Here is a 26798-nt window from a genome sequence, read left to right on the forward strand (position 1 = left end):
CCGAAGGTCGCCCTGTCGAAGCTGATCAATAGCCTCAAGGGCGTCAGCTCCCGGTACCTGCGGGCCGAGTACACCGGCCGCATCAACCGGATCGGGATGGGCTCCGTCTTCTGGTCCCGCTCCTACTTCGCCGGCTCCTGTGGCGGCGCACCGCTCACCGTGATCCGTCAGTACATCGAGCAGCAAAAAACGTCCGCTGTGACCTGCGCATCAGAGCAGTCCTGAGATGCGTTTCCCTCCCCGGCTGAAGCCGGGGATACCCACGCAAGATCAGGGATGGACGTGGTGATCAGCGGCAGCAGCCAGACCGGGCTGTGCCTGACCGCGAAGACGCCGACCGCCGCGGCGAGGCGGTGGCGGTCGGCGCGGAAGAGATGGGCGAGGGTGCGTACGGGGTGTTCGTCCCGGTAGCGGAGTTTCAGACCGCGTCCAACTCCGCGACGTCCTCGTCGGCGAGCACGAGGTCGGTCGCGGCGAGCGAGTCCAGGACGGTCTCCGGCCGGCTGGATCCCGGAATAGGCACGACGACCGGCGACTTGGCGAGCATCCACGCCAGGCACACCCGCTGCGGGCTCACCCCGTGCGCCTCGGCGACCCGGGCGAACGGGGCGTAGGCGGAGCCCAGTTCACGGGCCCGCGAGATTCCGCCCAGCGGGCTCCAGGGCAGGAACGCGATGCCGAGCTCGTCGCACAGGCGCAGCTCCGGCTCGCTGGAGCGGAAAGCCGGGGAGAACTGGTTCTGCACGGACACCAGGCGGCCGCCGAGGATGTCGTTCGCCTGCCTGATCTGGTCGGGGTTCGCGTTGGAGATCCCGGCCATGAGGATCTTTCCCTCGTCGAGCAGGTCGCGTACGGCGCCGACGGACTCGGCGTACGGCACCCTCGGGTCGGGCCGGTGGAACTGGTAGAGCCCGATGGCCTCCACGCCGAGCCGGCGCAGCGACGCCTCGCAGGCCTCCTTGAGGTGCCGGGGGCTGCCGTCCAGCGTCCAGCTGCCGTCGCCGGGGCGCAGATGGCCGCCCTTGGTGGCGACCAGGACGTCCTTGCCGAGGTCGTGCGAGGCGAGGGCCTTGGCGATCAGGGTCTCGTTGTGACCGATCTCGTCCGCGTCCCGGTGGTAGGCGTCGGCGGTGTCGATCAGGGTCACGCCGGCGTCGAGCGCGGCGTGGATCGTGGCGAGGGAACGCGCCTCGTCCGGGCGCCCCTCGATCGACATGGGCATCGCGCCCAGACCGATAGCGCTTACCTCGACGTCACCGATGCGGCGGGTGTGCATGGGCTCGTGACCTCTTTCGCCTGTCGCGCAAGGAACGTTGACGGCCGGCGGCGCACGGGGGATCACAGCCGCCGGACTCCGACAAGCCTGGCCGTCCCTCAGCGACAGGTCCAATAGAAGATAGAGAACGCATTCAGCGATGGCGCCGCTGAATCTCCGGGTACTGAGATCGACCGCCCATCGCCTTGCGCCGCCTCCCGGGAGGTGTGACACCCTCACCCTCGACCGACCCCGACCGACCCCGATCGACCCGGCCGACGGCGCATCGGCCGCGACATTGCGGGGGTCGGATGCGGACATTTCGGCACAGCGGGAGGCTTCGGCATGCGCATAGGACTGCTCGGCACCGGGCCATGGGCCCAGATGGCCTACGCTCCCGCCCTGAGCCGGCACCGCGAACTCGAATTCGCGGGTGTGTGGGGCCGGCGTACGGCCGCCGCCAAGGAGCTGGCCGACAGCTACGGCGTGCCTGTCTACGACGATGTCGATGCGCTGCTCGCCGACGTGGACGCCGTCGCCGTGGCCCTGCCGCCGTCCGTCCAGGTCGAGTTGGCGGTGCGGGCTGCTCGGGCGGGCCGGCATCTGCTGCTCGACAAGCCGCTCGCGCTGACGGTGGAGGAGGGACGGGCGGTCGTCGAGGCCGTCGAGGAGGCCGGTGTGGCCTCGGTCGTCTTCTTCACCACCCGGTTCCAGCCGGAGACCGGGGCGTGGATCACCGAACAGGCGGCCGTGGAGGGCTGGTTCACGGGACGGGCGCAGTGGCTCGGCGCCGTGTTCAGCGGTGACGACAGCCCGTTCGCGGCCTCGCCGTGGCGGCGGGAGAAGGGCGCGCTGTGGGACGTGGGCCCGCACGCGCTGTCCGTGCTGCTGCCGGCCCTGGGTGACGCACGGCGTGTGGCGGCCGCCGCGCACGGCCCCGGCGACACCGTCCATCTGGTCGTCGAGCACGTCGGCGGCGCGTCGAGCACCCTGGCCCTGAGCCTCACGGCGCCGCCCGCGGCGGCGGGAGCCGCGGTGGAGCTACGGGGCGCGGCCGGGGTGACACTCCTCCCGGAGAGTTCCGAGAGCGCGGTGTCCGCCCTGATCCGCGCCGGGGACGCCCTGCTGGCCGCCTCCCGCACCGGGCGGGCGCACGCATGCGACGCGGCCTTCGGGCTGCGGGTCACCGAGATTCTGGCCGAGGCCGAAGGGCTGCTGGACGGTGGAGTCTGACGGCGGATTCGCCGTCAGACTCCTTGCGAGGGCTGTGTGGCGTGGCTCCTTGTACAACAGGCCGGACGCTCGATCAGTCCTCGAACGGCTCCTTGCTCCACCGGAACCACGCCCGGTCGCCGTCGATGTGCAGCAGGAACTCGGCGACCGGGCCGTCCGGTGAGGACAGTGAGACGCGTCTTCGGATCTCGTCGTAGGCCGCCTCCCACTCCTCCCGGCTCTCCTCGAGGTCCCGGTCCAGCAGGGCGAGTTCACGGGCGAACAGGTCGCGGACCGCGCCGTACCCCGGGCCGGGTGTGAAACGGCCCGACAGCCAGGGGAAGTCGGCCTCGTCGATGAGGATCTCCCCGACCGGCTCGGCGCCGCCGCGCACCTGCCAGACCTCGCCGTCGAACCCCATGCCCGCCTCCCGTGCCCGCTGTCGATCACACCGTCCGGCCAGCATGCCACCTGGCACTGACAGTCGGCCCGGACCTGCCGTCGGCCCGGACCTGCCGTCGGACCGGACCGCCTGTCGGCTACGGCCGGTCGCCAACCGGCCCCTCGGCGCTACGCCTCGCCGGCCTGGCCCGTCGCATGGAAGTTGATGCGCTCCTTGACGACGGGGAACCCCGCTCTGGCGAAGTTCGCGGCCATCGGGAAGTTGCCCTGGTCCGTGGCTCCGGTGACGAACTCCGCCCCCTGACTGACGAGATGGTGGGTGCACTCGGCGAGGAGGTCGTAGGCGTAGCCGTGGCCGCGCTGTTCCGGGACGACGCCGATGAAGCCGATGGTCGGGCCGGAGGGGTTGTGTGCCGGGATGTGGATGCCGACGAGGTCGCCGTCCGGGGTGTGCGCGAGCTGCCACCACTCCCGTGGGGACGGGCACCAGTGGAAGAAGTCCAGCTCCTCCTGGGCGGCTTGGTCCAGGCCCCCCTCCTCGATGGCCCGCAGGGAGTGCGCGTCGAGGGTTGCGGAGTGGATGCGGCGCAGCGCGTCGAGGAAGACCGCGTCGTCCGGCTCGGCACGGAAGCGCAGGCGTCCGGGGCGCTCGGGCAGGCCGAGCTCCGGCGTCCAGCGGTACAGGAAGCGTTCCACGAGGAGTTCGTAGCCCGCCGACCTGGCGGCGCCGAAGCGGGCCTCGGCGGCGGCCTTCAGGTCGGGATCGTCCCGCCAGCCGCCGGGCAGGTTGATCTCGAGTTCGACCTGCCAGGGGGCGGAGCGCAGGAGTTCGGCGCCGGCCGCCTCCTCGCCCTCGGCCACGTCGAACCAGTTGATGTTGATGGGCTCCGAGTCGTCGGGGCCGCCCCACCAGGCGCCGCGCGCGACGACCGCGCCGTCGCGCAGGGCCACCCGCTTCCACTCGGGGCGGAACTGGGTCCGCCGGTGCCCCTCACGGGCGCCGAGCGGGTCGGGGTGTGCGTCGAAGAGATGGGCGTCGCTCGCAGAGAGCGCACGAATGACCAGGTCGGTCACGGATTCCTCCGGGATACGGGCTGCTTGGAGCGCTCCCGGTCAGATCTCACGCATCACGCCGGGGCAACGGGAGAGGGAGCGCTGGAAAGGTGTGAACTGCACGGCACTCGCCTCCTTCCGTCCGTCTCAGGGCGTGGAACCACACCGTACGTGATCTTTCGGGGAGCCGTCCACGGAATTTCTCGGCACCTGCGGGAGGGCTCGCCCTGCCGACGGCCGGCCGCTCCGGGAGCGCTCTCAGAGGCCTGACAGGCTTAAGTAGGCCTTAGGTCAGGGTTAAGCGCTCGTGCTCATTCTGTGGCTTTTCAAGTTCCCGCAGTTCAGCGGGACTTGGGAAGCGGGCAGAACCGTTGGCTCACGCAGGGACCGTGCGTAGCATCGGGGCCCATCGGTAGGGGCGACCGCAGCTCTGAGAGCGCTCTCACGATGAGCTGCTCCCCACCTTCGGTCTCCCCACCGAAGCCCAGGTATCCGCACAAGTACCCAGGGAGTCCCCCCACATGACATCCCGTCACCAGCGCCCTCTCGGTCGACGCAGGCTTCTCCTCGCCCTCGGCGGCACGGCCGTGGCCGTCCCCACCGCCGCCACCCTCGCCCCCTACGCCCTCGCGGGCACGCCCACGGACAGGCGCACACGCGCCGCGGCGGCCACTCTGCCGCTGACGATCGTCAACAACAGCGGCTCCTTCGGCAACGCGAACGTCCACGTCTACATCGTCGGCAACCAGGACGGCAGGCAGGTACGCGTCACGCCCGACGGCACCCTCGCGCCGATCGCCCTGTCGGACAACGGCCCCGACGGTTTCACCGACTACGCCATCAGTCTGGCCGGCAGCGGCGAGACCCGGCTGTCGCTCCCCCAGATGTCCGGCCGGATCTATGTGGCCCTCGGCCAGAAGCTCAGGTTCAAGGCCGTCACGGACGGCAACGGCAACGCGGCGCTGCAGTACCCGGCGGGCTGGGTCACGTCCGACCCCAACTACCCGGTGCTGCACGATTGCGCGGAGTTCACCTTCAACGCCGCCGGCATGTTCTGCAACACCACCATGGTCGACATGTTCAGCGTGCCGCTGAGCATCCGGCTGACCGGCGCCAAGGACCAGACGACGGGCACGCTGCGGTCCGGCGGGCGCGCGGCCGCGTTCGCCGCGGTCCGCCAGGTCCCGGAGTTCGCGCGGCTCGTGGTGGACGACACCCGCGTCATCGCCCCCGGGCACGGCCTGGACGCCGGTCTGTTCGCCAAGGACTACTTCGCGCCGTACATCGACGAGGTGTGGAGCACGTACACCGGGCGGGACCTCACCGTCACCACCAACGCAGGGACGTTCACCGGGCGGGTGCGCGGCGATCGGTTCACCTTCGACGGGCCCGCCCAGGTGTCCTTCGCCAAGCCGTCGACGCGGGACGTGCTGTTCTGCGACGGCAACCTCGCCGCCCCCAACGACGGCACGACCGGCCCCGTCGCCGCCGTCCTGGGCGCGGGATTCAACCGCTCGACGCTGCTCAGCCATCCCGCCCAGCCGACGACCGACGCCGCCACCTTCTACCGCACCGGCCTGACCAACCACTACGCCAAGGCAATGCACACGGCCACCGAGGACGGCAAGGCGTACGGCTTCGCCTTCGACGACGTCGCCGACTTCGCGTCGTACATCCAGGACACGGCGCCGACGGGGATCCGGCTGACACTGACGCCCTTCGAGAGCTGACGCGAGGGCCCGGGTGCGGCCCGGGCGGGTGCCGGGCCGGGCTGCGGGGTTTCCCTCTGGTACGAAGAGGTACCCCTGGTGACCAGGAGGCCACGGTGCACAGCGGGTCCGGCGCTCCGGATGCAGGGTCGGCTCCGGCGTTGAATGGTGTTAACAGACCCGATGACCGCACCGGGCCCGAAGAAGTCATCCGGATCCGAGGAGCAGAGATGATGCCGACGTCCCAGCCCGAAGCGTCCGGGCCGTCCGAGGAGCGCGCCACCCCGGACGACCTGCTCCACGCCCGCACCGGCACCGAAGTGTCACCCGAGGACATCGTGCTTGCCTCAGGCAAGGACATCACCCCGCGCAACCTGGAATGGGCCAAGCGCAAGCTGGAGGCAGAGGGACCGTCCGCCCTCGACAAGCTGCTGCCCTAGGTCCTGTCCGCGCGCGTCGCCCTCGGGTGCGGCCGGCACCCGGGGCGGCCGTGCGTGCCTGCCGTGCCGCGCCCGTCGTCGGCCTCGTCCCTCATCCGCGTCCCGCGGAGTCACCCTCGTCCGCACACAGCACCGGTACCCGCTGCACGACGTTGTTGGCGAAGCCACCGCGGTTCCAGAGCTGCTCCAGCGGCTGGCTGTGCCCCTCGGCGTCGGTGGCCCGTGCGCTCAGCACATGCTCACCCGGGATCGCCGTCCAATCGTGCCGCCAGCGGCGCCACGCCCACCGGTGACCGGCGTCCGGCTCCAGTTCGGCCTCCCGCCAGCTGTGCCCCGCGTCCGTGCTGACCTCGACCCGCGTCACCGGCGCCAGCCCGGACCAGGCACGCCCCTGAAGGGCCACCGGGCCGGGTCGGACCACCCGTGCCCGGGACATGAAGTCGGGGAAGCCCGGTGGGACGAGCAGGGCGCGAGGGGCGATGCGGGTGACCGGCACGCCCTCTTCCTCGTGGTGCTGCCGCAGCCGGTAGGCCACGGCCTGCTGGAATCCCGTGAACGGAACGTCGGTGACCGTGATCTCGCGCAGCCACTTCACGTGGGCCATGCCGTACCAGCCGGGCACGATCAGCCGTAGCGGACGGCCGTGCTGCGGGGGAAGCGGCTCGCCGTTCATCGCGTACGCCACCAGTACCTCGGGATCGCCGCCGGTCGCCACCTCCGAGGGGAGGGCGCGCCGGTAGTCCTGCTCGACACCGCGCTCAACCCCGTGGTCGGCCCCCGTGAAGACCACCTCGACGGCGTCGGGCTCGACTCCGGCCTCCGCCAGCAGCAGACGCAGCGGTACGCCCGTCCACTCGGCGGTGCCGACCGCCTCGACGAGCCAGGGCTGGCTCACCGGCCGGGGTGTCAGCAGGGCCCTGCCGTTGCCCGCGCACTCCACCGTGACCCGGACGGTGACCTGCGGGTACGTCCGCAGGTCGGCCATGGCGAGACGCAGCGGCCGGCGGACGCGGCCGTCGAGGGTCAGGCGCCAGGAGGTGTCGTCGGGGACGTACGGGATGTCGTAGTGGGTCAGGACGTAGTGCAGGCCCGGCGGGGTGAGGTCGTAGCGCAGGGCTTCGAGCGGCAGGCCGTGGTTGCGCGTTGCGAGCGCCAGCTCGTCCCGGCCGATGCCCTCCTCGGGGGCGGCCAGCCGGGCCGGTCCGCTCGCGTCGGCGAGTCGATGCCCCATACCTGCATTATCGACCCATACACCCCCAATCGCTCCGGTCCGCCGCAACCGCCCGGCCCCCGCCACGGCCACTCCCATATCGGCGGGGCGGTGGCACAACCTCCGTTTCCCGCCCGGCACTTCACACCGGCGATGTTTTCGGGCTCACCCTTTCGTGAGGAGTCCTCCGGCTGTCAGACTCCTGAGGGTGCCCGACTTCGACATGCTCGTCATCGGATCCGGACCGGGCGGCCAGAAGGCCGCCATCGCCGCGGCCAAGCTGGGCCGCCGGGTCGCCGTCATCGACCGTCCCGACATGGTCGGCGGCGTCTCCATCCACACCGGGACCATCCCCTCCAAGACCCTGCGCGAGGCGGTGCTGTACCTGACCGGTCTCACCCAGCGCGATCTGTACGGGCAGAGCTACCGGCTCAAGGAGGACATCACCGTCGCCGACCTCACCGCCCGCACCCAGCACGTGGTCGGCCGTGAGGTGGACGTCATCCGCAGCCAGCTGTCCCGCAACCACGTCGCCCTGTACGCCGGGACCGGTCGCTTCGTCGACCCGCACACCGTCGCCCTGCGCAAGGTCACCGGCCACGAGCGGCTGCTGACCGCCGAGCACATCGTCATCGCCACCGGCACCCGGCCCGCGCGGCCCGCCAGCGTGGAGTTCGACGGGCGGACGATCATGGACTCGGACAACGTCCTGGCGCTGGAGCGGGTGCCGCGTTCCATGGTCATCGTGGGCGCCGGAGTGATCGGGATGGAGTACGCCAGCATGTTCGCCGCGCTCGGCAGCAAGATCACCGTGGTGGAGAAGCGCGCCGGGATGCTCGACATGTGCGACATCGAGGTGATCGAGTCGCTCAAGTACCACCTGCGCGATCTCGCCGTGACGTTCCGCTTCGGGGAGACCGTCGCCGCGGTCGAGCGGCATCCGCGCGGGACGCTGACCGTCCTGGAGAGCGGCAAGAAGATCCCCGCCGACGCGGTGATGTACTCGGCGGGCCGGCAGGGGCTCACCGACGAGCTGGAACTGGACAGGGCGGGGCTCACGGCGGACGCGCGTGGCCGGATCACGGTCGACGAGCACTACCGCACCGAGGTCCCGCACATCTACGCCGTCGGCGACGTCATCGGCTTCCCGGCACTGGCCGCGACCTCGATGGAGCAGGGGCGGGCGGCGGCGTACCACGCCTGTGGGGAGCCCGTGGGCCGGATGCACAACCTCCAGCCGATCGGCATCTACACCATCCCGGAGATCAGCTTCGTCGGGCGGACCGAGGACCGGCTCACCGAGGACCGGGTGCCGTTCGAGGTGGGCATATCCCGCTACCGGGAACTGGCCCGGGGACAGATCATCGGCGACTCGCACGGCATGCTGAAGCTGCTGGTCTCCCCCGAGGACCGCACGCTGCTCGGGGTGCACTGCTTCGGTTCGGGGGCGACGGAGCTCATTCACATCGGGCAGTCGGTGATGGGGTGCGGCGGAACCGTCGACTATCTGGTCGACGCGGTGTTCAACTACCCGACACTCGCCGAGTCCTACAAGGTCGCCGCCCTGGATGCCACGAACCGGCTGCGGCAGATCGACCGGATCGGGGACTGAACCCGGGACAACAGGTCGCGCCTGTCAGCTCTCCCCGTCCTCCGGCAGCCTGTCGTCCTCCACCACGTGCATCGCCGCCTCCTCGGCGCCGGCCGCGCCGGCGTCGATGCCCCGGTCGGCGGCGATCTCCTCCTTCGTGGTGTCGGGGTGGGCTCCCTCGTCCGGGGCCACCAGGCGGCCCGCGCGATCGAAGCCCGCCTCGGGGTCGACGGGTTCGCCGTCGCCGCCCGGCAGATCACCCACGTCGTCACCGGCCGGTTCGGCCACGTCGGGGACCTCCTGGGTGAGCCGCTCGTCGAGGGTTTCGCCCTCGTGCTGTTCGGCCGCCGTCGTGCCGTGCCTGGTCACACCGAGCGGCTTCTCCGGCGGCGAATAGCCCTCGTCGAGGGTGTCGTCGTAGGTCCGCTCGTCCACGGCGTCCTGCAGGTCGAGCGGCGCGGCGTCCTCCTGCTCCTCGTTGCCTGCGGTGGGCTGGTACGCGTCGTCGGCCATCGGCTCGGAGGGCGTGTGTTCGGTGCCCATGACTGCCTCCCTCGCTCGTGCGCGTCGGCTGGTTCGGCTCACGCATGTCCTGAACGCGTTTCCCGTTGCGCGGTGTCCAACCCCCGGAAGATCCACCGCTCTTGAAACCTCAATGAGTGTGGCTATCATCACTCGCACACGCGGCGTGACTGCACGGCAACGCAACGGCGTACAGTGTCCGCCACCCGCTTTCGCCGCCCCTGCCCCGAGGCCATCCCTCTGCGGTTCGTGGCGTTGCACCACCCCACCCCCCATACGTCGTCCGGGCCGGGTTCGCCCTCGCGTCGTGCAAGACGGAAAGCAGCGCATCCATGAGCAACAACAGGGGCAGAGGGCTGCAGGCCAATGCCCTCGGCACCTTCGACACGGTGGTGATGGCGGTCGCGGGCAGCGCCCCGGCGTACTCGATCGCCGCGACCACGGCGGTCCTCGTCGGCGCGGTCGGCCTGGCCAGTCCGGCCACGCTGCTCTACTGCGCGATACCGATGCTGGGCATCGCGCTGGCCTTCAGCTATCTCAGCCGGATCGACGTGAACGCGGGCGCCAGTTACTCGTGGGTGGGTCGCACACTGCACCCGTTCCTGGGGTTCATCAGCGGCTGGGCGCTGGTCATCTCGGCGACCATCTTCATGGTGGCCGGTTCCCTGCCCGCCGGATCGATGACGCTGGCCCTGTTCGACGCCGAACTCGCCGACAACACCGCCCTGTCGACGCTGGTCGGCGCCGGCTGGTTCCTGGTCATGCTGTTCGTGGTGCTGGGCGGCGCCCGCCTCACCGTCCGGGCGCAGCTGGTGATGTCCGGTGTCGAGCTCGCCATACTGGCCCTGTTCGCCGTACTCGCCCTCTTCCACTCGGACAGCGCCCGGGCGTTCGACTGGTCCTGGCTCGGCTTCGGGCACTTCGACGGGGTGACGGGGTTCGCCTCGGGGGCGCTGATCGCCGCGTTCTACTACTGGGGATGGGACGTCACCAGCAACCTCAGCGAGGAGACCCGCAACAGCCGCCGTACGACGGGCCTCGCGGGGCTCATCGGGGTGGGCATCGTGTTCCTGCTGTTCGAGGTGTTCACGATCGCGGTGAACGTCATCCTCTCCTCGAAGCAGATCCAGGACAACAACGCCAATGTGCTGGCCGTGCTCGGTGCGGAGATCTGGCCGGGCTGGGGCGGCAAGTTGCTGATCGTGGCGGTGATGCTGTCCACCATCGCCACCCTGGAGACCACGCTCATCCAGGTCACGCGGTCGCTGTTCGCGATGGGCCGGGACCGCACGATGCCCTCTTCGCTGGGCAAGGTGCACCGCCGGTGGAACACACCGTGGGTGGCGATCGCGGTGGTCGGCGTGGTGGCGCTGGCGATGTTCATCGCCTCCAACGCCCTGGGCACGGTGGGCGACATCCTCTCCGACGCCATCTCCGCGATGGGGCTCCAGATCGCCGTCTACTACGGGCTCACGGGTCTGGCGGTGGTCGTCGCCTACCGCAGGATGCTGCTGAAATCGGTGGGCAACTTCGTGCTCGGCGGGCTGTGGCCGCTGTTCGGGGCGCTGTTCATGTTCTGGATCTTCGTCGAGTCGCTGAGTGAGCTGAGCCGTTCCGCGATCGCGATCGGCATCGGCGGCCTCGCGGCGGGGCTGATCCCGATGCTCTGGTACTGGCGGCAGGGCAGCGACTACTACCGGCCGGCCAAGCTGGATGCCGCGCGGACCGTCGAGGCGGACTATGTTCCCGCCGACGGCGGCACCAACCCCCTTGTCCACGAGGGTCTTTCCACCGACTTCTGAGGGAGCCCCCGATGGCGAGAGACCGCTTCGCTCCCGACTTCGACCCCGACTGCGGGGACGCACCCCTCACCTGCGCCCGCCAGGACATCGTCATCGGCCGCTGGCAGGGGCTGCGGGAGCTGCTGCGGGCCACCGGTCCGAACTGGCTGGTGCGGGGCCACCGGGTCCGGTTGCTCGCGCAAGCCTGCGCGGGCAGTTCGACGGTGGAGTCGTGGCTGGCCGCCGAACCGCACAGCTCCGACGCGCTGGTGCTGCGGGCGGCCACGGAGACGGCACGGGCGTTCAATCTGGCGATCGCCGCGGGGCGGGGGGTGCCGATCGACCGGCAGCGCATCGACACCGCGGTGCTGTCGTGCCTCAAGGCCGCGGACTCCTACCCGGACGACCCGACGCCGTGGATCTCGCTGATCTCCGTCGCACGGCTGTATCCGTCGGGCGTACGGCGGCAGGAACTGGGGCGCTGGTGGGATGAGTTGCACCAGCGTGACCCGTACAGCGTGGAGGGGCATCTGCAGGTGCTGCACTACTACTCCTCGCGCTGGCACGGCACCCACGGCCTGATGTACGACTTCGCCCGCGACGCGGCCGGAGTGGCGCCGCCGGGCTGCCCGCTGCCGGTGCTCGTGCAGTACGCCCGGGTCGAGGAGTTCCGCTACGCCCTGGACGCGGCCAAGGGGCAGCACGCCTCCATGGGTCTCGGCCAGCACTGGAGCCACGACGGCGCCGTCAGCGACGTACGCCGCACCTGGGAGCGCTGGATCACGAACCGCACCTTGGCCGACGTGGCCCCCGGCGAGCTGCGCGACCTCAACTACCTGGCGCACGCGGCGTGTCAGGCCGGTGTCCAGGACATCGCCGCGGCCCTGTTCCGGATGCTGGGCCGCCGGGCCACGCGGGCTCCGTGGGCTTACACCGGCGATCCGGAGAAGCAGTTCGTCAGGTGGCGGGGGGAGATGGGGCTGCGCCGGTGACCGGCTCGAGGGTCGGGCCCGACGGGCCGGTCGACCCCGAGGCGGCACCGGCCGTCCACTTCTCCTCGATCCGCCCGACCCTCCACACCACGAGCGCCACGAACCACGTCACGACGAAGAGGCCTACGACCACGAAACCGGCGGTGTTGAGGTCGAGACCGGAGATCCGGTCCCAGAACGGGCCGTGCAGGGCGAGCCGGTCGGCGAGCAGGGTGAGGAGTTCGACCGTGCCGATGAGCAGGGCGACCGCGACGGACAGGCCGGTGACGGTGAGGTTGTAGTAGACCTTGCGGACCGGCTGGGAGAACGCCCAGCCGTAGGCGAAGTTCATGAACGTGCCGTCGATCGTGTCCAGGAGCGACATGCCGGCGGCGAAGAGGACGGGCAGGCACAGGATCGCGTACCAGGGCAGACCGGACGCGGCGCCCGAGCCCGCCAGGACGAGCAGGGCGACCTCGGTCGCGGTGTCGAAGCCCAGGCCGAACAGGAGGCCCAGCGGGTACATGTGCCAGGGCTTGGTGATCGACCTCGTGGCGCGGCCGAGGATGCGGTTCATGAAGCCGCGGTTGTTCAGGTGCTCTTCGAGGACCGCCTCGTCGTAGCCGCCCGAGCGCATCCGCCGGAACACCTTCCAGATACCGGCGAGGACGACCAGGTTGATCGCCGCGATCAGATAGAGGAAGGCCCCGGAGACCGTCGTACCGATGAGGCCGGTGATGTCGTGGAGGCGTGAGTCGTCGTCACGGACCGGTCCGGCCAGGGTCTTCACACCGAGGGAGAGCAGCAGCGCCAGGGCGAAGACGACGCTGGAGTGGCCCAGCGAGAACCAGAAGCCGACCGACAGCGGCCGCTGCCCCTCCCCCATCAGCTTGCGGGTGGTGTTGTCGATCGCCGCGATGTGGTCGGCGTCGAAGGCGTGCCGCATGCCGAGCGTGTACGCGGTGACACCGATGCCGATCCCGAAGGACTGCTGACCGATGCTGTAGTGCCCGGGCGCCACGACGGCCACCAGGGTGAACCAGCCGATCAGATGAAGGGCCAGCACGAACGCGGCCATGCCGCCGACCCTGCTCCACTCCTGCCGCGTCATGGAGGTGCGGACACGCGGGACGGGCGAGGAAGGAGCAGTGCCGGGGGCGGCTGTCATCGGCGAGGGACTTTCTTCCGGGTGACCGACTGCGATCCGCAGCCTGCCGCCATCCTCATGCAGTTGCACCTTGTGTGCAGCAAAGGGGATGGAAGATCCTCACCATGGAAACGGAAAGGTCACAGGGGTCAGGGCGCGGCGTTCGGGCCGTCCGGCCGCGTGCGGCGCTGCTCGACCATCTCGCGGCTCAGTTCCTCCGTCTCCGACTCGGGCAGCCGCTCGAAGCCGTCCTCCGTGATCAGCGAGAGGCTGGGGAAGATCCGGCGGCTGAGGTCCGGTCCACCGGTGGCCGAGTCGTCGTCGGCCGCGTCGTACAGCGCGGCCAGTGCGGCCTCGTGCCGGGACATCCCGGCGCGGTACAGCTTCTTGAGGGCGCCGCGCGCGTACGGCGATCCGGAGCCCTCGGCGTGGAAGTCGTACTTCTCGTACGGCCCGCCGGTGACCTCGAAGTCGAAGATGCGTCCTCGCGCGCCCTCGGGTGCCTTGACGTCGTATCCGGCGAGGAGCGGCACCACCGCGAGGCCCTGCATGGCCTGGCCGAGGTTCTGCCGGATCATGGCGGCCAGACGGGACGCCTTCGCCTTGAGGGACATGGGAATGCCCTCGATCTTCTCGAAGTGTTTCAGCTCGACCTGGTAGAGCTTCACCATGTCCAGCGCGAGCCCGACGGTGCCGGCGAAGGCGACGGCGGTGTGGTCGTCCGCGGGGTGGACCTTCTCCAGGTCGCGCTGGGCGATGAGGTTGCCCATGGTGGCCCTGCGGTCGCCGGCGATCAGTACGCCGTCGCGGTAGGTGAGGGTCAGCACCGTGGTGCCGTGCGGGAAGCGGTCTGGTGCGGCGCGGACGCCGTCGGGGAAGGGACGGCGCATGGGCAGCAGGCCCGGGCGGTGTGCCGCCAGGAACTCGGTGAACGACGAGGTCCCCGGAGTGAAGAACTCCTCCCCCAACCGCCCCTCGTGCTCACTGCTCGCCATGGCACTCCCCCTCCTCCAACCGGCCGACAACCGGACTCCTACCTGAACCGGCCGACCGGGAAACGCACTTGGCGCTCACAGAGCCCGGCGTCGGACGAGTACCCCGAGCACCACCAGCCCGGGAAATAGCGGCAGCCACACGGTCAGCAGCCGATAGCCGAGCACGGCTGAGGCGGCCACCGCGGCAGGGGCACCGACGGCGGTGAGGGCGAACGCGAGCACCGCGTCGAGGGAGCCCAGTCCGCCGGGCGTGGGCAGCAGGGCGGCCGCCGTACTGGCGGCGAGGTAGAGCAGCGCCACCCGGGCCGGTGGCAGGGGCAGCGCGACCGCCCGGGTGACGGCGACGAGCACGCCGCAGTGCAGCGTCACGAAGGCCAGCGAGCCGCCCCACAGGGCCGCCGCCCTCGCCGGCCGCGCGTGCACGGCCGCGATGTACGCCCGCACCGCCGTCAGGGGCGGCCGGCACCGGGCCCGCAACGGGCCGGCCAGCAGGGCGGCGACGCCGGCGGCCACCGCGCACCCGGCGACCAGCGTTCCGCCGCTGACCTGCGGGAGGTGCAGCACACCGGGGCAGGACGCGAGGAGTACGGCGATCAGGGCGCCGCGCAGGATCGCGCCTGCCGTGCCCTTGACCGCGAGGGCCGTCGCCGCGCCGGCGACGGGTATGCCGCAGCGCATCAGCAAGCGCAGGTTCACCGCGCCGGCGCCGAGGCCGGCGGGGAGCACATGGTTGGCGGCGGAGGCGGCGAACTGCGCCGCGACCAGTTGTCCCGGAGGCAGCCGACGGGGCACGGCGCCCTGCAGGGCAAGCGCCGAGCAGGGCCACGTCGCCAGGGTCGCCGCGGCGGCCACCAGCAGCCAGCCGTGGTCGGCGACGGCGAGCCGGACCGCACCGGATTCGAGGGTCGGCCAGTGGCGCCTCGCCAGCCAGACCACGGCCACCAGGACGGCCAGCGTGAGGACGGTGTGCCGGCAGGCGCGTGCGCGCCGGGACTTGGCGAGGAGCTGATCCGACGTCATGCCGGTCCGCCCGCGCCCAGCGCCGGGGCGATGCGGACCTCCAGGCCGTCGAGTCGGTGCCGCTCCCAGTCGCGGGCGTACCGGGGCGGTTCTCCGCCGGGGGCCGTCAGGGCGCCGACCGGGACACGGCGGGCGTTCCGCAGGATCTCCGCCGTCGTGGTGTTGGCGTTGTGGCCGTGGGTCGCGCCGGACGCACAGCCGGTGTAGTAGGCGACGGGGATGGCCTCGTGCCCGGTGAGCAGACAGGGCGGGCGTACGCCGAGGCGGTGGAGTTCGGCGGCCGAGCGGGCCCAGGCCTGGCGGCTCGCTGTGCTGCGGTCCACGGTGCGGTCCAGGACGGCGTACTGCACGGCCAGATGCCCGGCCAGCCCGACCGCGATCAGGGCGGCGACCGCCGGGCGCCACCGGCCGTTCGGCCTTCTGGCCAGGTGGAGCAACGCGTCCGCGACCGGGATGGCGAGCAGCGCGTAGGCGGGCAGGAGGAAACGGGGCGCCGCATAGCCGATCATGAACAGGTACGGGAAGGCGGCCGTAGCGGCGCACACCAGCGGGACCAGGGTGCGGGTGGTGCGTCCGGCCAGGACCGCGACGGCCAGGCCGTAGACGGCGAGCAGGGGCAGGACGAACCACCAGGCGTAGACGACCGGGGCGGGCATCTGTCCGTCGCACGGCCGGCACAGGGTGCTGCCGACCAGGCTGCGCAACTGGTCGTCGACGGCGAGGTTCCAGCCCAGGTCGCCCTGGATACGCGAGGCCTGGTTCAGCCGCTCGCGCAGGCCTCCGAAGCTGACGAACGCCTCGATCACCCACTGCACGCCCCCGGCCGCGAGGCCCGCCGCCAGGGCGACGCCGAGCCGCCGGTGCCGTGCCGCGACCGCGAGGAGGAGCAGGGGGAGCACGACCCATGCGGCGTCGGTGGGCCGCATCCACGCCATCACCGCGGCACCGGTCAGGACGCCCCACAGGGCCCGTCCGTCGAAGCGGTCGGCGCGGGCGCGCAGGAAGCAGCCGACACAGAGCAGGGCACCGAACGCGACCCACAGATTGGGCATGGCCTGCGGGCCGTAGAAGAGGGTCACCCACAAAGTGGCGAACAGGGCGCCCGCGCCGGCCAGGACGCGGGGTGGGAACAGTCCGCGCCAGGCACGCAGGGCGAGGTAGAGGGCGAGTCCGGACAGGACGGCGAGCCAGACGCGCAGCAGGGTCGTGGACGACGACCAGGAGGCGATGGGCCACACCAGCAGCGATACGCCACGCGCGCGGGGCGCGCTGAAGAAGGCGGCCGGGGCCTCGGTGCCGACCTGGCTGACGTACACCACCTCGTCCCAGCCGAGCCCCAGCGAGGGCCGTACGATGAGGAGTTGGGCAAGGGTGAAGGCACCGCCCACCAGCGCGAGCAGGCCGTCGTCACGCGCTCGCCAGGACCCGCCGGGCACGGTCGCCGCAAAGCGCCGCTCCATGCTCATGAGCATGGCCTTCGTGCCGTGGGTCATCATCCGCCCCTTACCCCTGCAAGTCCGAAATCACGGACAAACTAACCTACATGGAGTGGTCGCGCAGCGCGGAGTTCGGCCAGGCGCCTGATGCGGCCGGTCCTCCGCTCCGGGCGGGGACATCAGCCGTGCGGGAACAAGTGGTGGTGTTCGTGCGTGAGCGACTCGGTACGGCCGGAAGTCATCGCCGGCCGGGTGACACACTCTGCTGTGTGACCGTGACCTTCGACGATCTCCTCAGCCGCGCCCGGTCCCTCCCCCGGGACGGCCGGCGTGCCGTCCTCGGTATCGCCGGCAGTCCCGGCGCGGGCAAGACGACGCTGGCCGAGCACCTCGTGCGGGAGCTGAACGGTGCCGGGGAGCCCTGGGTCGCCCATGTGCCCATGGACGGCTTCCATCTCGCCGACGTCGAGCTGGACCGGCTGGGCCGCCGGGACCGCAAGGGCGCGCCGGACACCTTCGACGCGGCGGGCTACGCGGCGCTGCTCCGGCGGCTGCACGAGGAGGCCGGCGGTGACATCGTGTACGCGCCCGGGTTCGAGCGGGTCCTGGAGCAGCCGATCGCGGGCGCCGTTCCGGTGGAAGGGACGGCCCGGCTGGTGGTGACCGAGGGCAACTACCTGCTGCTGGGCACGGGGGCGTGGGCGCGGGTGCGCCCGCAGCTGGACGAGGTGTGGTTCTGCGAGCTCGACGAGGACGAGCGGCTCCGGCGGCTGATCGCCCGGCACGAGCGGTTCGGCAAGTCGCACGACGAGGCGGTGGCCTGGGTGATGCGCTCGGACCAGCGCAACGCGGAGCTGGTCGGCGCGACCCGGGACCGGGCCGATCTGGTGGTGCCGGGCACAGCACTGCCCCTCCCGCAGGAGGCGCCGGCCGCCCGCGCGGGAGCCTGACGACATGGGGCTGGACATCACGGTTCTGGCGGTGGACTGGGAGCGGCTGGAGTCGACTCCCGTGGGTGAGCGCCTCCCCGCACTGGAGGAGGCCGCGTATCCCGACGTCGACCTCGACTGGGACGCGGCGCCCGAGGCCGGGTGGGTGTGGCCGCCGGTACCGGGTCCGCACTGGTGCGGCCGGTACGCGTTCCACTGCACCAGCGGCTCGTACAAGCCGCACTTCTGGGCCGGGGAGGGCTGGGAGGACGTACGGGACTTCGCCGCTCCCGCGCTGCGGGAGTGCCTCGACGGGTTCCTGCGGGGCCTGTTCTGGCACGACGAGTCCGCGCCACCGCCGCTCGACGGCCTCCTGCACGGCGATCCCGATCCCCGGCGGCCCGGCCTGCTCGTCGCGTGTCCGCCGAAGGCGGTGGTGGAGCTGGCGACGCGGTGGGCCACCGCGGAACCGCTGTTCGAGGGATTGCGCGAGCCGTACGCCGTCCATGCCGCGCGTCCCGGCGGGTGGATCGAGGACTTCGACGCGTTCGCCGTGCTGCTCCGCGAGTGGGCGGCGGTGGTGGGCGAGGCCGAGCGGCGGGGCTGGGGGCTGCTCGGCCTGCCGTGGTGAGTGCGAGCCCTTATACGGCCCGCAGGGTCAGCTCCGGCTCCCCGTGCGCGTCGCCCGCCGCCTCCCCGATCACGGCGGTGAACGCCTCGGTGCGGACCGTCAGTGCCGCACCGTCGTGCGCGAACGAAGGTGCGAACGCACCCGTCGGTCCGTAGCGCACGGCGAAGACATGCAGGTCCTCCGGGGCACCGGGGGCCGGTTCGGCCTCCAGGGCAGTCGAGCCGACCAGGTGCCGCCAGCCCTCGTCGGGGTTGCCGTAGCCGCGAGGGTCGGCCGCCAGGGCGAAGGCCGCCTCTTCCTGGGTCCGCTCCGCGCGGGCGTCGAAGTGGTCCACGCCGTCCGCTCCCGGGTGGGTGAGGCGGAGTTCGCCCGCCGACGTGACCAGGCCCTCCCCGGTCCGGCGGACCCGGTCGCCGTCGTCGGTGGCGTACGGCAGGCCGGCGAGCAGGTACGGCGTTCCGGGGAGCCGTTCCACCGCGACGGTCGTCCAGAGGCTGGTGCCGTCGGTGACGTACAGGGACCGCACATGCCGCAGGACGTGGTCACGGCCGACGACCGGCTTGGTGACCAGCTTGGCCGTGAGGCCGTCGGCGCGGACGTCCCGGACCCGCACCTCACCCATGGGGCGGCAGTACAGTAAGCCGTCCGTCACCGGGCCGAAGCCGTGCTGCCGGTTCACGGCCGCCGGGAGGTAGTAGGTGCCCGCGGCCTCGACCAGCGACGGGGTCATACGGCTGTCGAAGGCCACCGAGACCGTTCCGGCGCGGAGTTGGTGGCGAGCCGGGGTCGTGGACGGCGTCCGGTGCCAGCGGGTGGCGTCCTGGATCTGCCAGACCAGCATCCACGCGAAATGACCGTCGACGCCGCCGTCCGCCTTGACCGCGTGCCGGCCCCAGCGGGTGTCGCCCCGGTAGCGGCCGAGGTCGGAGCCGATCCGGGCACTGAAGTAGCGCAGGCCCAGCACCGACTCGAAGCCGCTGTGCTGCTCGCTGTAGCGCGGTCCGCCGTTGTCGAAGCCGCCGGTGGTAAGGCGGGCGTCGATGTAGCGGGCGAGCGCGTCGCCGTCCTCGGCGAAGATCTCCTCACCGCTGATCCGGTGGGCCTGGGCGAGGAAGGACAGGGAGATCGGGCCGTAGTTGTTGTCGTACGCGCCGCCGTGCTCGGGGGGCAGCAGGGCGCCGCGGTCGGCGACCCGGTGGGCGCGGATCTTCTCGGCGTACAGGCCGAGCGCCCTCGATCGGACCGACTCCCCTTCCTCCGGCGGGAGGTGGCGGGCCAGCATCAGCCCGCCGACGACGCAGCCGATGGCCTGGTTGCCCGCCTCCTGCGGGTTGAAGAAGGTCGCCTCGGTGAGCCAGCGCCAGTAGCCGTGCGCCACCTCGAGGAGTTCGGCGCGCTGCCCGTCCTCGACGAGGCCCTCCGCCAGGTCCAGCAGGTTGACCGCCTGGAGCAGCGCCCAGACCGTGCTCGGCCAGTCCCCGATGGGATGGGCGCCGGCCTCGAGGACGTAACGGGCGTACGGCAGACCGGAGTCGCGGACCTTCAGGTTCGGGTAGCCCGGGTTGTCCTCGGTGTACACCCGCTCCCGGAGATGGAAGGCGAGGCTGCGGTTCACCGCTTCCGGCAGCCGCGGGTCCTTGCCGCGCTGCCAGGCGAGGGCCAGCAGCGAGGTGATGCCGAGGGAGGTGTCGCCGATGTCGTCGACGCAGTCGGGGTGTTCGAGGTTGCCCTCGGGCGTGAGGCGCGCGAGGGCCTGCCCGGTGACGTCGGCGAGCACGGCGTCGTAAGCCTCAGGAGAGTCCGGCAGGTCGTGCAACGGGCCGAGCTGGCGAGGGAGGTGCAAGGAGATCAGCCCTTCATGCCTGAGAGGTGGCGCGCAGTGTGAGGGTCAGTGTCTGCGGTCCGTGCCCACCGAGGTAGACGCGGTTTCCGGTCGTCGCGTCGGTGCCGCCGGCCACGGTGTAGTCCTGCCCAGGGTCGTAGCGCAGTACATCGGACCGGTCCGGTCCGGCGAGGGGTTCGCCCGTCTCGACGGCGGCCTCGACCCGGATCTCGTCGTCGCCGACGCGGTAGGTCATCGGCTCGGTCGTCAGGCACCAGCGTCCGTCTCCGAGCGGTATGGCGCCCTGCGGCTCGCCGCCCGGCCGGAAGGTGAGTTCGAGGGACCAGGGCACCGGTGGTCCGCTGATGTCGATCCGCAGCTCGGCGCCGTCCTCCCGCAGGTCCACCTCGACGCGGATCGTGTGGGAGAACTCGTCCTGCGGCCGGTCCGGGAAGGCCATCGCTGCGGAGAAGCGGCCCTCGTCCACCAGGCGGTAGGCGCCGTCGTCGCGCCTCTGGTCCTTCGGGAGCGGCTGGTAGTAGGCGGCTGCGAGGGTTTGGGTGAGGCGGTACCGGTTGTCGGCGAGCCGTTCCATGTCGGCGGCGCGGAACGGGCCCAGGTCGAAGAACACCCGCGAGAGACGGACCGCGTCGAGGACGGCGTCACCGGCGAACAGGCGCAGAAAGGTGGGGTTGCAGGCGAGGCCCGAGCGGATGCGCCGGTGCTCGGGCACGTCGGAGCCGCCGTACACCACGGTGTGCGCGGTGGCCGAGGCGTGTTGCGCGAGGCGTGCGGTGCTGAGGAACCGGTCGCGCGGGAGCTTCTCCGCGTCCGGGGCCGGCAGGGCGCGGCACAGATCCGGGGTGAGGAGGGTCTGGGCGAGCAGGTCGGGGTCGTCGATGCCGTCGGCGGCCGCCAGGCGGGCCGCGCGGGCGAAGTCGCCCCGGCCGGTGCGGATCGCGAGCAGCCGGTAGTGCGGCAGGTAGGGCCACAGCGCGAACGAAAGCCTCTGGTCCTGGCGGCGCGAGTGGACGGTCTCCACCGTGCCGTCCGGCCTGATCAAGTCCAGCGTCGTGGCGAGGTTGTGTTCGACGGCGTCCAGCAGGTCGGTACGCCCGAGCACCTCGGCCAGCAACAGCAGCGCCGGGTTGGTCACGATGGACGCGTAGACGGCGCTGCGTTCCGAGTACAGGCCCTCCGTGTCGATGTCGACGCCCTCGGCGAGCCACTCCTCGACGCGGTCGAGCAGCCGGTCGTCGGGGAACGACCGGTGCAGCCGGGCGAGCGCCGCGCTCAGCTCCCAGCGGTGGTTCGGCGTGTGCACGCCACCGGTCAGGAGACTGGCGGTGGCGGCGCCGGCGATCTCGGCGAGCGCGGCCGTCACCTCGCCCAGTTCCGGTCCCGCGTCGGCGGCGAGGACGTACGCGTCGCACACGTCGTTGACGGTGAACGCGGAGTCGGGCGGTGACTGGACGTTGTCGCCGCCCGCGAAGAGACCGGAGGGCGTCTGCACGGCCCGCAGGGCGCGGAGGTGGGTCATCGCGGCGGCGACGGCCTGCTTGCTGCCGTGCAGTGCCGAGTCCGGGGAACGGTATGCCGCGACCAGGGTCTTCACACGCCGCGCAAGACCACGGTGCGGCACGCCGGCGGGTTCCTCGTCGGGGCCGGCCGCCAGCGGGGCGGCCGACCGGTCGGCGGCACCGGCCACCGCGCGGACGAACTCGTGGTCGAGCGGGGTGGGGTCGAGCGGCGTGGGCAAGGTCAGTCCTTCAGTCCGGCGTTGATGTCGGCGTTCATGACGTAGCGCTGGAAGACCAGGAAGACGGCGATCAGCGGGATCATGGAGATGACCGACGCACCGAGCAGGACCGACCAGTTGATGTTCTGCGCGCCGACGATGCTCTGGATGCCGATCTGCACGGTGAACTTGTTGGGGTCGTTGAGCATCAGCAGCGGCCAGATGTAGTCGTTCCACCGCCACTGGAAGGACAGGATGGCGAGGGTGAGCATGATGGGCCGGGAGATCGGCACCATGATCCGCAGGAAGATCGACAGCTCACGGGCGCCGTCGATGCGTGCGGCTTCCACGAGTTCGTCGGGAACCGTCAGGAAGAACTGGCGGAACATGAAGCATCCGGTCGCGGTGAGCACGGCCGGGAGGATGATGCCGCCGAACGAGTTGTAGAGGCCGAGGTCGCGGACCACCAGGAACGACGGGGCGAGCATGACCTCGCCCGGCAGCATCGTGGTGGCCAGGATGCAGAGGAAGAAGGCCTTGAGCCACCTGTTGTCGTACTTGGCCAGCGCATACCCGGTGCAGCAGCTGACTCCCACCGTGAGGATCGTCGTGATCACACACACGATGGTCGTGTTGATGAAGTACTGGGAGAAGTTGGCGCTGTCCCACGCTGCCCTGAAACCCGAGAGGGTGGGGTTGCGCGGGACCAGCGTCAGCGGATAGGAGAACAGGTCGCTGGCCGGCTTGAGGGAGCTGAGGATGAACCACAGCACCGGCAATCCGTACAGGCACGCCAGGATCCACAGCAGTGTCGTCGCGGACACCGCCCGCCGGAGCCCACCGCTACCCGCCCTGCGGGGCCGCTTTTTGGCGACGGCCCGTCCGGGACCGGCGTCGACCGGGCGTGGCATGTCTGTGGTTGTCATCGGTTCTCCACCCGCCGGTTGACGATCAGCTGGATGATCGCGACGGCCATCAGGATGAGCATGAGCACGAATGACGCGGCGCTCGCGTAGCCGATCTGGCCCCGTTTGAAGCCGGTCTCATAGATGTACTGGACAAGCAGGTTGTTCGATGTTCCGGGTCCGCCGTTGTTGAGGGCGACGAACACCGGGTATTCCTTCATCGCGTTGATCGTGTTGAGCAGGATGACGATGAACGAGGTGGGCGCGATGCTCGGCAGCGTGATGCTGATGAACTGGCGCCACGGACCGGCGCCGTCGAGCGAGGCCGCCTCGTAGTACGACACCGGTACGTTCTTGATCGCCGCGATGAACAGCAGCATCGTGAAACCCGTCCACATCCAGGATGCCGCCATCACCACCACCAGCAGCGACAGGTCCGCGTTCGACTGCCACGGAACGGCGCCTCCGCCGAGCTTCTCGATGACGTAGTTGACCAGTCCGAAGTTCTCACCGAACAGCCACCGCCACAGGACGCCCACGACGATGGGCGACAGCAGCCACGGAATGAAGAAGATGACGCGGGCGACCGACGAGCCCTTGGCGTGCTTGTTCACCACCAGGTTGGCGGCGAGCAGCGAGAGCGCGAAGTTCAGCGGGACGAAGAGGACGGTGTACAGCAGCGTCCGGGTCAGCGCGCCGTAGAAGGTGGAGTCCCCGAGCAGGTTGTCGTAGTTGTCCAGTCCGATGAACTGGAACGCCCCCACACCTGTGTAGTTCGTGAAGGAGTAGACGAGCCCGATCACCGCCGGCCAGACGAAGAACAGCGAGAAGAGCACGACATTGGCCGCGATGAGCACGAGCGGCGCAAGGGTGTACTTATTGCGTCTCCTGGGCGGGCTCGCGGACACGTCCGAGGCGCGTTTTGTCATCTTCCTGACTCCGTGCTGGTGGATTGGGTTCGTGTGGGCTCACGCCATGGGCCCGGCATCGGCTGGGCGCCCGGGCCGGGCGACGGCGTCTGGACCCCGCCGCCCGGCCCTCTGGCCTACGCTCAGCCGCCGACCTGCTGGTTGTAGCCCGCCACGATGTTCTCCAGGGCCTTGTCGGCCGACTGCTCGCCGTTGATCGCCTTGCCGAGCTCCGCCTTGGTCGGGTCCTCGGTGAGGCTCTTGCCCTTCAGCACCCAGTTGGTCTGCGCGCTGTTGAAGTAGCCGGAGATCGGGTCGTAGAGCGGGATCGACTCGTTGTACAGCTTGAACGCCGCCTGCGCGGCCTCGGACTTGAAGGGGTACTTCGGGTTCAGGTCGCTCTCGACCGGCAGGAACCCGGAGGCCTCGCACAGCGCCCGGTAGTGGTCAGGCTCGTACAGCCAGGACAGGAACTTCTCCGCGGCAGCGGCCGCGTCGGCGTTGTTGTTGAAGCCCACCGTCAGGCCGCCGCTGTTGACGTCGCTGGCCTGCACCGGCTCGGCGGGAGTCGGGACGCTCGCCCACTCGAACTTCTTGATGCTCTCCGCGAAGGCGGGAACCTGCCACACGCCGGACCAGTAGGCGACCACGTCGCCGCTCTGGAACATGGCCGACGGGTCGGCGCCGCTGGTCCACACCGACTTCGGCATGGTCTTGTCGTCGTTGAGTCCGACGAAGTAGTTCACGGCCTTCTTGGTCGCCGCGTCCGCCGAGAACTTGCCGGAGTCGTCCGCGTGGACGTACTTCCCGCCCATCTCGTACACCATGGCGCGCAGCCGGGACGGCGACTGGTCGAACGTCAGGGAGTACTTGGCCTTGGTCTTCGCCCGGACCTCGTTCGCCGCCTTGATGAATTCCTTCCAGGTCCAGGTCTTCTCGGGAGAGGTCGGGAAGGAGACGCCGGCCTTCTCGAAAAGCGACTTGTTGATGAACATGCCGGACGCGGTGACGTCCGAGGGAATGGCCAGCACCTTCCCGGACGAGTCCTTGGCGAGGAAGTTGGCGTTGATCTTGTTGCTCTTGTTGTTGGCGATGGAGCTGAGATCGATCAGCTTGTTCGACCAGATCGGGTCCAGCGCCGGCACGGCCGCCACGTCGGGCAGGGAGTTCGCCTGCGCGGCGTTGTGCAGCTTCGTCGTGTAGCCCTCGTAGGGGATGTTGACGAGCTTGACGTCGACGCCGGCTTCCTTCTTGTACTGCGCCACCATCTTCTTCCAGCCCGCGTCCTGCCCAGGCACCGTGGAGATCCAGAACGTCAGCGACTTGGAGGTCCCGCCCGACTCGGAGCCCGACCCGCAGGCGGAGAGCAGCAGGGCACCTGCCGTGGCCACGGCAGCGAGGGGAACCAGGCGGCGCATACCGCCGCGGCCGAGTCGGCGGGAGCGCCGCACACCCACAGTGGTCATCTTCGATCCCATTTCGTGGTAGGGGACGGAGCACGGCGCCGACCGAGGCGGCACGGGTGCATCTTGCAGGAAGGTTCGCTTTCCGAGGGCGCGGCCTCGCCCGGCCGCGTCATCCTGACGGACGAGGGTCCCCGGCCGCTGTGGCCGTCGCCGCACAAGCACGCCCTGGTGCGGTTGCCGTACGTCGTGTACCGGCGGGACGCTCGCCCAAGCCGGCGTCCCGACCGACTTAGAAAGCGCTTGTCCGGACATTGGCAGAAGCGGGTGGAGTCCGTCAATGCCTCACCTCGACCGCTCCGGTCACGGTTTGGATTCCACGCGCCACGGCCAGCCGGGTGGCCCCCACCACGGTGCCGCGGTCGCCGAGAGCGCTGCTGACGACCTCGCAGGGCCAGCTCAGGCGGGCCAGCTCGGCCCGTACGCCCGACTGGAGCTGCGGGTTCGAACCGACGGCGCCGCCGAGCACGATCAGGCCGGGATCCAGCACGGCGGCCACGGCGGCGGCGAGGCGGCCGATGTCGACGGCGTGCCGGCCGACCACGGCGCCGGCTCTGGCGTGGCCCTGACCGGCGAGGGCGAAGAGCCGCTCGGCGTTGTCGGGGCACGGTCCGTCGGTGTCCTGCCAGGCCTCGGCCGTCCGGCGGAGCAGGGAACGGACGCCTATGTGCGCCTCCAGGGCCTCGTGGCGCGGCTCGCGGCTCTCGTCCCAGGGGAAGGGCAGCCGGGCCACCTCACCGGCCGCTCCGTTGGCGCCGCGCAGCACCTGGCCGCCGACGACGATGCCGAGGCCGATACCGACGCCGATCCGCAGGTACCCGAACGTCCCGCGGCCGCGGGCAGCGCCCTCGTGCAGTTCGGCGAGGGCGGCGCAGTTGACGTTGTTCTCCAGGTGGACGGGGACACCGGGGGGCAGCGCGACGGTCATGGCGTCGAAGACCGGGCCGGCCTTGGCGGTCGCGGGCCGCTCTCCGGTGCCTTCCGGGCCCTGGACCGTGACGTCGCCGACGGCGACCACGACGGCGCGCAGGGGGGCGTTCGCGGGCAGCGCGGCGAGTGCCTTGCGTACGGTGTCGGCGGCCTCGGCCCGCGAGCCCGTGCCCTGCGCGAGCAGGGCGCCGTCCAGGGCGCAGCCGTGCACCCGCGTCTCGGCGGGGCCGAGGTCGACGGCGAGTACGGCGCCGGAGGCGGGCCCCAGCCGGTAGACCGCGGCGGAGCGGCCGGTGGCGCCGGAGGATGTGCCGGAGTGGGCGGCGAGGTCGGCGGCCTCGAGCTCGGCCACGGCGGCGGAGACGGTCGGCTTGGACAGGCCCGCACCGGCCGCCAGCTGGGGGCGGGTGGCGGTGCCCGCCGCGGCCAGCACCGCGAACACCGCTCGCGCGCTCTCGCTCAGGTCCATGGTCTCCCCAGGTCGTGCTGCGACGGACGGACCGCCGAAATGATCGTCGGGCACCGGGAATTCCGCGGCCCTTGACGCACCCTACTTCGTTAGTTAACTTCCTAACGAACTCCAGCGGTACTCGCCTGCCGCACACATCCGAAGCCCGTCCCGGGGCTTCCCGACGACCGCCGGCACGGGTGCACGCCGCTCCACCGCGACGTGCCCACGGCCGCTCAGCGGCACCTGTCGCGAGGTGCCCGCATCCCGCCCGCCCAGG

The 26798-nt window shown here is 70.9% G+C and carries 24 protein-coding genes; 9 read left to right on the plus strand and 15 right to left on the minus strand.

Annotated elements, in window-relative coordinates; all coding sequences use genetic code 11:
- Window positions 1-225: IS200/IS605 family transposase (gene tnpA / locus IF78_RS0139045; RefSeq protein ID WP_107050103.1), on the plus strand; the 225-nt coding region annotated here is incomplete at its 5' end.
- Between the two features lie 193 nt (window positions 226-418).
- Here the strand turns inward: tnpA and IF78_RS0139050 are convergent.
- On the minus strand, window positions 419-1276 hold the full coding sequence (locus tag IF78_RS0139050; RefSeq protein ID WP_031487246.1) for an aldo/keto reductase: 858 nt from the start codon (window positions 1274-1276) through the stop codon (window positions 419-421).
- 324 nt (window positions 1277-1600) lie between these two features.
- Between IF78_RS0139050 and IF78_RS0139055 the strand changes: the two genes are divergently transcribed.
- Window positions 1601-2488: a Gfo/Idh/MocA family protein gene (locus IF78_RS0139055; protein WP_031487247.1), complete on the plus strand. Its 888-nt coding sequence runs from the start codon at window positions 1601-1603 to the stop codon at window positions 2486-2488.
- Between the two features lie 73 nt (window positions 2489-2561).
- On the opposite strand, the gene IF78_RS0139060 is transcribed toward IF78_RS0139055, so the two are convergent.
- Together IF78_RS0139060 and IF78_RS0139065 are read right to left on the minus strand one after the other, a co-directional pair.
- Complete coding sequence (locus IF78_RS0139060) at window positions 2562-2888, minus strand: hypothetical protein (protein ID WP_031487248.1); 327 nt, start codon at window positions 2886-2888, stop codon at window positions 2562-2564.
- Window positions 2889-3037: 149 nt separating this feature from the next.
- The gene (locus IF78_RS0139065) at window positions 3038-3943 is read right to left on the minus strand and encodes a GNAT family N-acetyltransferase (protein ID WP_031487249.1); all 906 of its coding nucleotides are present in this window, start codon (window positions 3941-3943) and stop codon (window positions 3038-3040) included.
- 500 nt (window positions 3944-4443) lie between these two features.
- On the opposite strand from IF78_RS0139065, the gene IF78_RS0139070 reads away from it, so the two are divergent.
- Window positions 4444-5652 carry a glycoside hydrolase family 64 protein gene (locus IF78_RS0139070; RefSeq protein WP_031487250.1) on the plus strand — a complete coding sequence of 403 codons (1209 nt, stop codon included), beginning with the start codon at window positions 4444-4446 and terminating at the stop codon, window positions 5650-5652.
- A 212-nt stretch (window positions 5653-5864) separates the two neighbouring features.
- Window positions 5865-6071 (plus strand): hypothetical protein, encoded by a 207-nt coding sequence (locus IF78_RS0139075; RefSeq protein ID WP_031487251.1) that lies wholly within the window; start codon window positions 5865-5867, stop codon window positions 6069-6071.
- Between the two features lie 91 nt (window positions 6072-6162).
- Here the strand turns inward: IF78_RS0139075 and IF78_RS0139080 are convergent, their stop codons facing one another.
- Window positions 6163-7302, minus strand: coding sequence for a sulfite oxidase (locus IF78_RS0139080; protein WP_031487252.1), 1140 nt, complete (start codon window positions 7300-7302; stop codon window positions 6163-6165).
- Between the two features lie 187 nt (window positions 7303-7489).
- On the opposite strand from IF78_RS0139080, the gene sthA reads away from it, so the two are divergent.
- Window positions 7490-8893, plus strand: a complete 1404-nt coding sequence (gene sthA, locus IF78_RS0139085) for a Si-specific NAD(P)(+) transhydrogenase (protein WP_031487253.1) — start codon at window positions 7490-7492, stop codon at window positions 8891-8893.
- Window positions 8894-8917: 24 nt separating this feature from the next.
- Here the strand turns inward: sthA and IF78_RS0139090 are convergent, their stop codons facing one another.
- On the minus strand, window positions 8918-9415 hold the full coding sequence (locus IF78_RS0139090) for a DUF5709 domain-containing protein (protein WP_031487254.1): 498 nt from the start codon (window positions 9413-9415) through the stop codon (window positions 8918-8920).
- A gap of 311 nt (window positions 9416-9726) precedes the next feature.
- On the opposite strand from IF78_RS0139090, the gene IF78_RS0139095 reads away from it, so the two are divergent.
- Window positions 9727-11196, plus strand: coding sequence for an APC family permease (locus tag IF78_RS0139095; RefSeq protein WP_031487255.1), 1470 nt, complete (start codon window positions 9727-9729; stop codon window positions 11194-11196).
- Between the two features lie 11 nt (window positions 11197-11207).
- Window positions 11208-12167, plus strand: a complete 960-nt coding sequence (locus IF78_RS0139100) for a hypothetical protein (protein ID WP_031487256.1) — start codon at window positions 11208-11210, stop codon at window positions 12165-12167.
- Here IF78_RS0139100 and nicT read toward each other — a convergent pair.
- From nicT to IF78_RS0139120, 4 genes are all read right to left on the minus strand, one after another.
- On the minus strand, window positions 12133-13314 hold the full coding sequence (gene nicT, locus IF78_RS0139105) for a Nickel transporter NicT (protein ID WP_051828556.1): 1182 nt from the start codon (window positions 13312-13314) through the stop codon (window positions 12133-12135). The genes IF78_RS0139100 and nicT overlap by 35 nt on opposite strands.
- A gap of 128 nt (window positions 13315-13442) precedes the next feature.
- Window positions 13443-14288: a proteasome subunit beta gene (prcB, locus tag IF78_RS0139110; RefSeq protein WP_031487258.1), complete on the minus strand. Its 846-nt coding sequence runs from the start codon at window positions 14286-14288 to the stop codon at window positions 13443-13445.
- 75 nt (window positions 14289-14363) lie between these two features.
- Window positions 14364-15308 (minus strand): lysylphosphatidylglycerol synthase transmembrane domain-containing protein, encoded by a 945-nt coding sequence (locus tag IF78_RS0139115; RefSeq protein ID WP_031487259.1) that lies wholly within the window; start codon window positions 15306-15308, stop codon window positions 14364-14366.
- Window positions 15305-16801 carry a hypothetical protein gene (locus IF78_RS0139120; RefSeq protein ID WP_031487260.1) on the minus strand — a complete coding sequence of 499 codons (1497 nt, stop codon included), beginning with the start codon at window positions 16799-16801 and terminating at the stop codon, window positions 15305-15307. The genes IF78_RS0139115 and IF78_RS0139120 overlap by 4 nt, the downstream gene beginning before the upstream one ends.
- Window positions 16802-17013: 212 nt before the next feature.
- On the opposite strand from IF78_RS0139120, the gene IF78_RS0139125 reads away from it, so the two are divergent.
- Complete coding sequence (locus IF78_RS0139125) at window positions 17014-17694, plus strand: nucleoside/nucleotide kinase family protein (RefSeq protein ID WP_031487261.1); 681 nt, start codon at window positions 17014-17016, stop codon at window positions 17692-17694.
- A 4-nt stretch (window positions 17695-17698) separates the two neighbouring features.
- Complete coding sequence (locus IF78_RS0139130) at window positions 17699-18304, plus strand: hypothetical protein (RefSeq protein ID WP_031487262.1); 606 nt, start codon at window positions 17699-17701, stop codon at window positions 18302-18304.
- 10 nt (window positions 18305-18314) lie between these two features.
- On the opposite strand, the gene IF78_RS0139135 is transcribed toward IF78_RS0139130, so the two are convergent.
- The 6 genes from IF78_RS0139135 to IF78_RS0139160 form a co-directional block, all read right to left on the minus strand.
- Window positions 18315-20147 (minus strand): hypothetical protein, encoded by a 1833-nt coding sequence (locus IF78_RS0139135; protein ID WP_031487263.1) that lies wholly within the window; start codon window positions 20145-20147, stop codon window positions 18315-18317.
- Window positions 20148-20160: 13 nt separating this feature from the next.
- Entirely contained in the window at window positions 20161-21885 is a 1725-nt protein-coding gene (locus IF78_RS0139140) for a hypothetical protein (RefSeq protein WP_031487264.1), read from the minus strand.
- A gap of 2 nt (window positions 21886-21887) precedes the next feature.
- Complete coding sequence (locus IF78_RS0139145) at window positions 21888-22790, minus strand: carbohydrate ABC transporter permease (RefSeq protein ID WP_031487265.1); 903 nt, start codon at window positions 22788-22790, stop codon at window positions 21888-21890.
- On the minus strand, window positions 22787-23698 hold the full coding sequence (locus IF78_RS0139150) for a carbohydrate ABC transporter permease (RefSeq protein ID WP_031487266.1): 912 nt from the start codon (window positions 23696-23698) through the stop codon (window positions 22787-22789). Before IF78_RS0139150 ends, IF78_RS0139145 begins: the two co-directional genes overlap by 4 nt.
- 122 nt (window positions 23699-23820) lie before the next feature.
- Entirely contained in the window at window positions 23821-25143 is a 1323-nt protein-coding gene (locus IF78_RS0139155) for an extracellular solute-binding protein (RefSeq protein WP_031487267.1), read from the minus strand.
- A gap of 274 nt (window positions 25144-25417) precedes the next feature.
- Window positions 25418-26539, minus strand: a complete 1122-nt coding sequence (locus tag IF78_RS0139160; RefSeq protein ID WP_031487268.1) for an ROK family protein — start codon at window positions 26537-26539, stop codon at window positions 25418-25420.
- Between the last annotated feature and the right edge of the window lie 259 nt (window positions 26540-26798).

The organism is Streptomyces bicolor, assembly GCF_000719285.1.
Classification (GTDB): Bacteria; Actinomycetota; Actinomycetes; order Streptomycetales; family Streptomycetaceae; genus Streptomyces; species Streptomyces bicolor.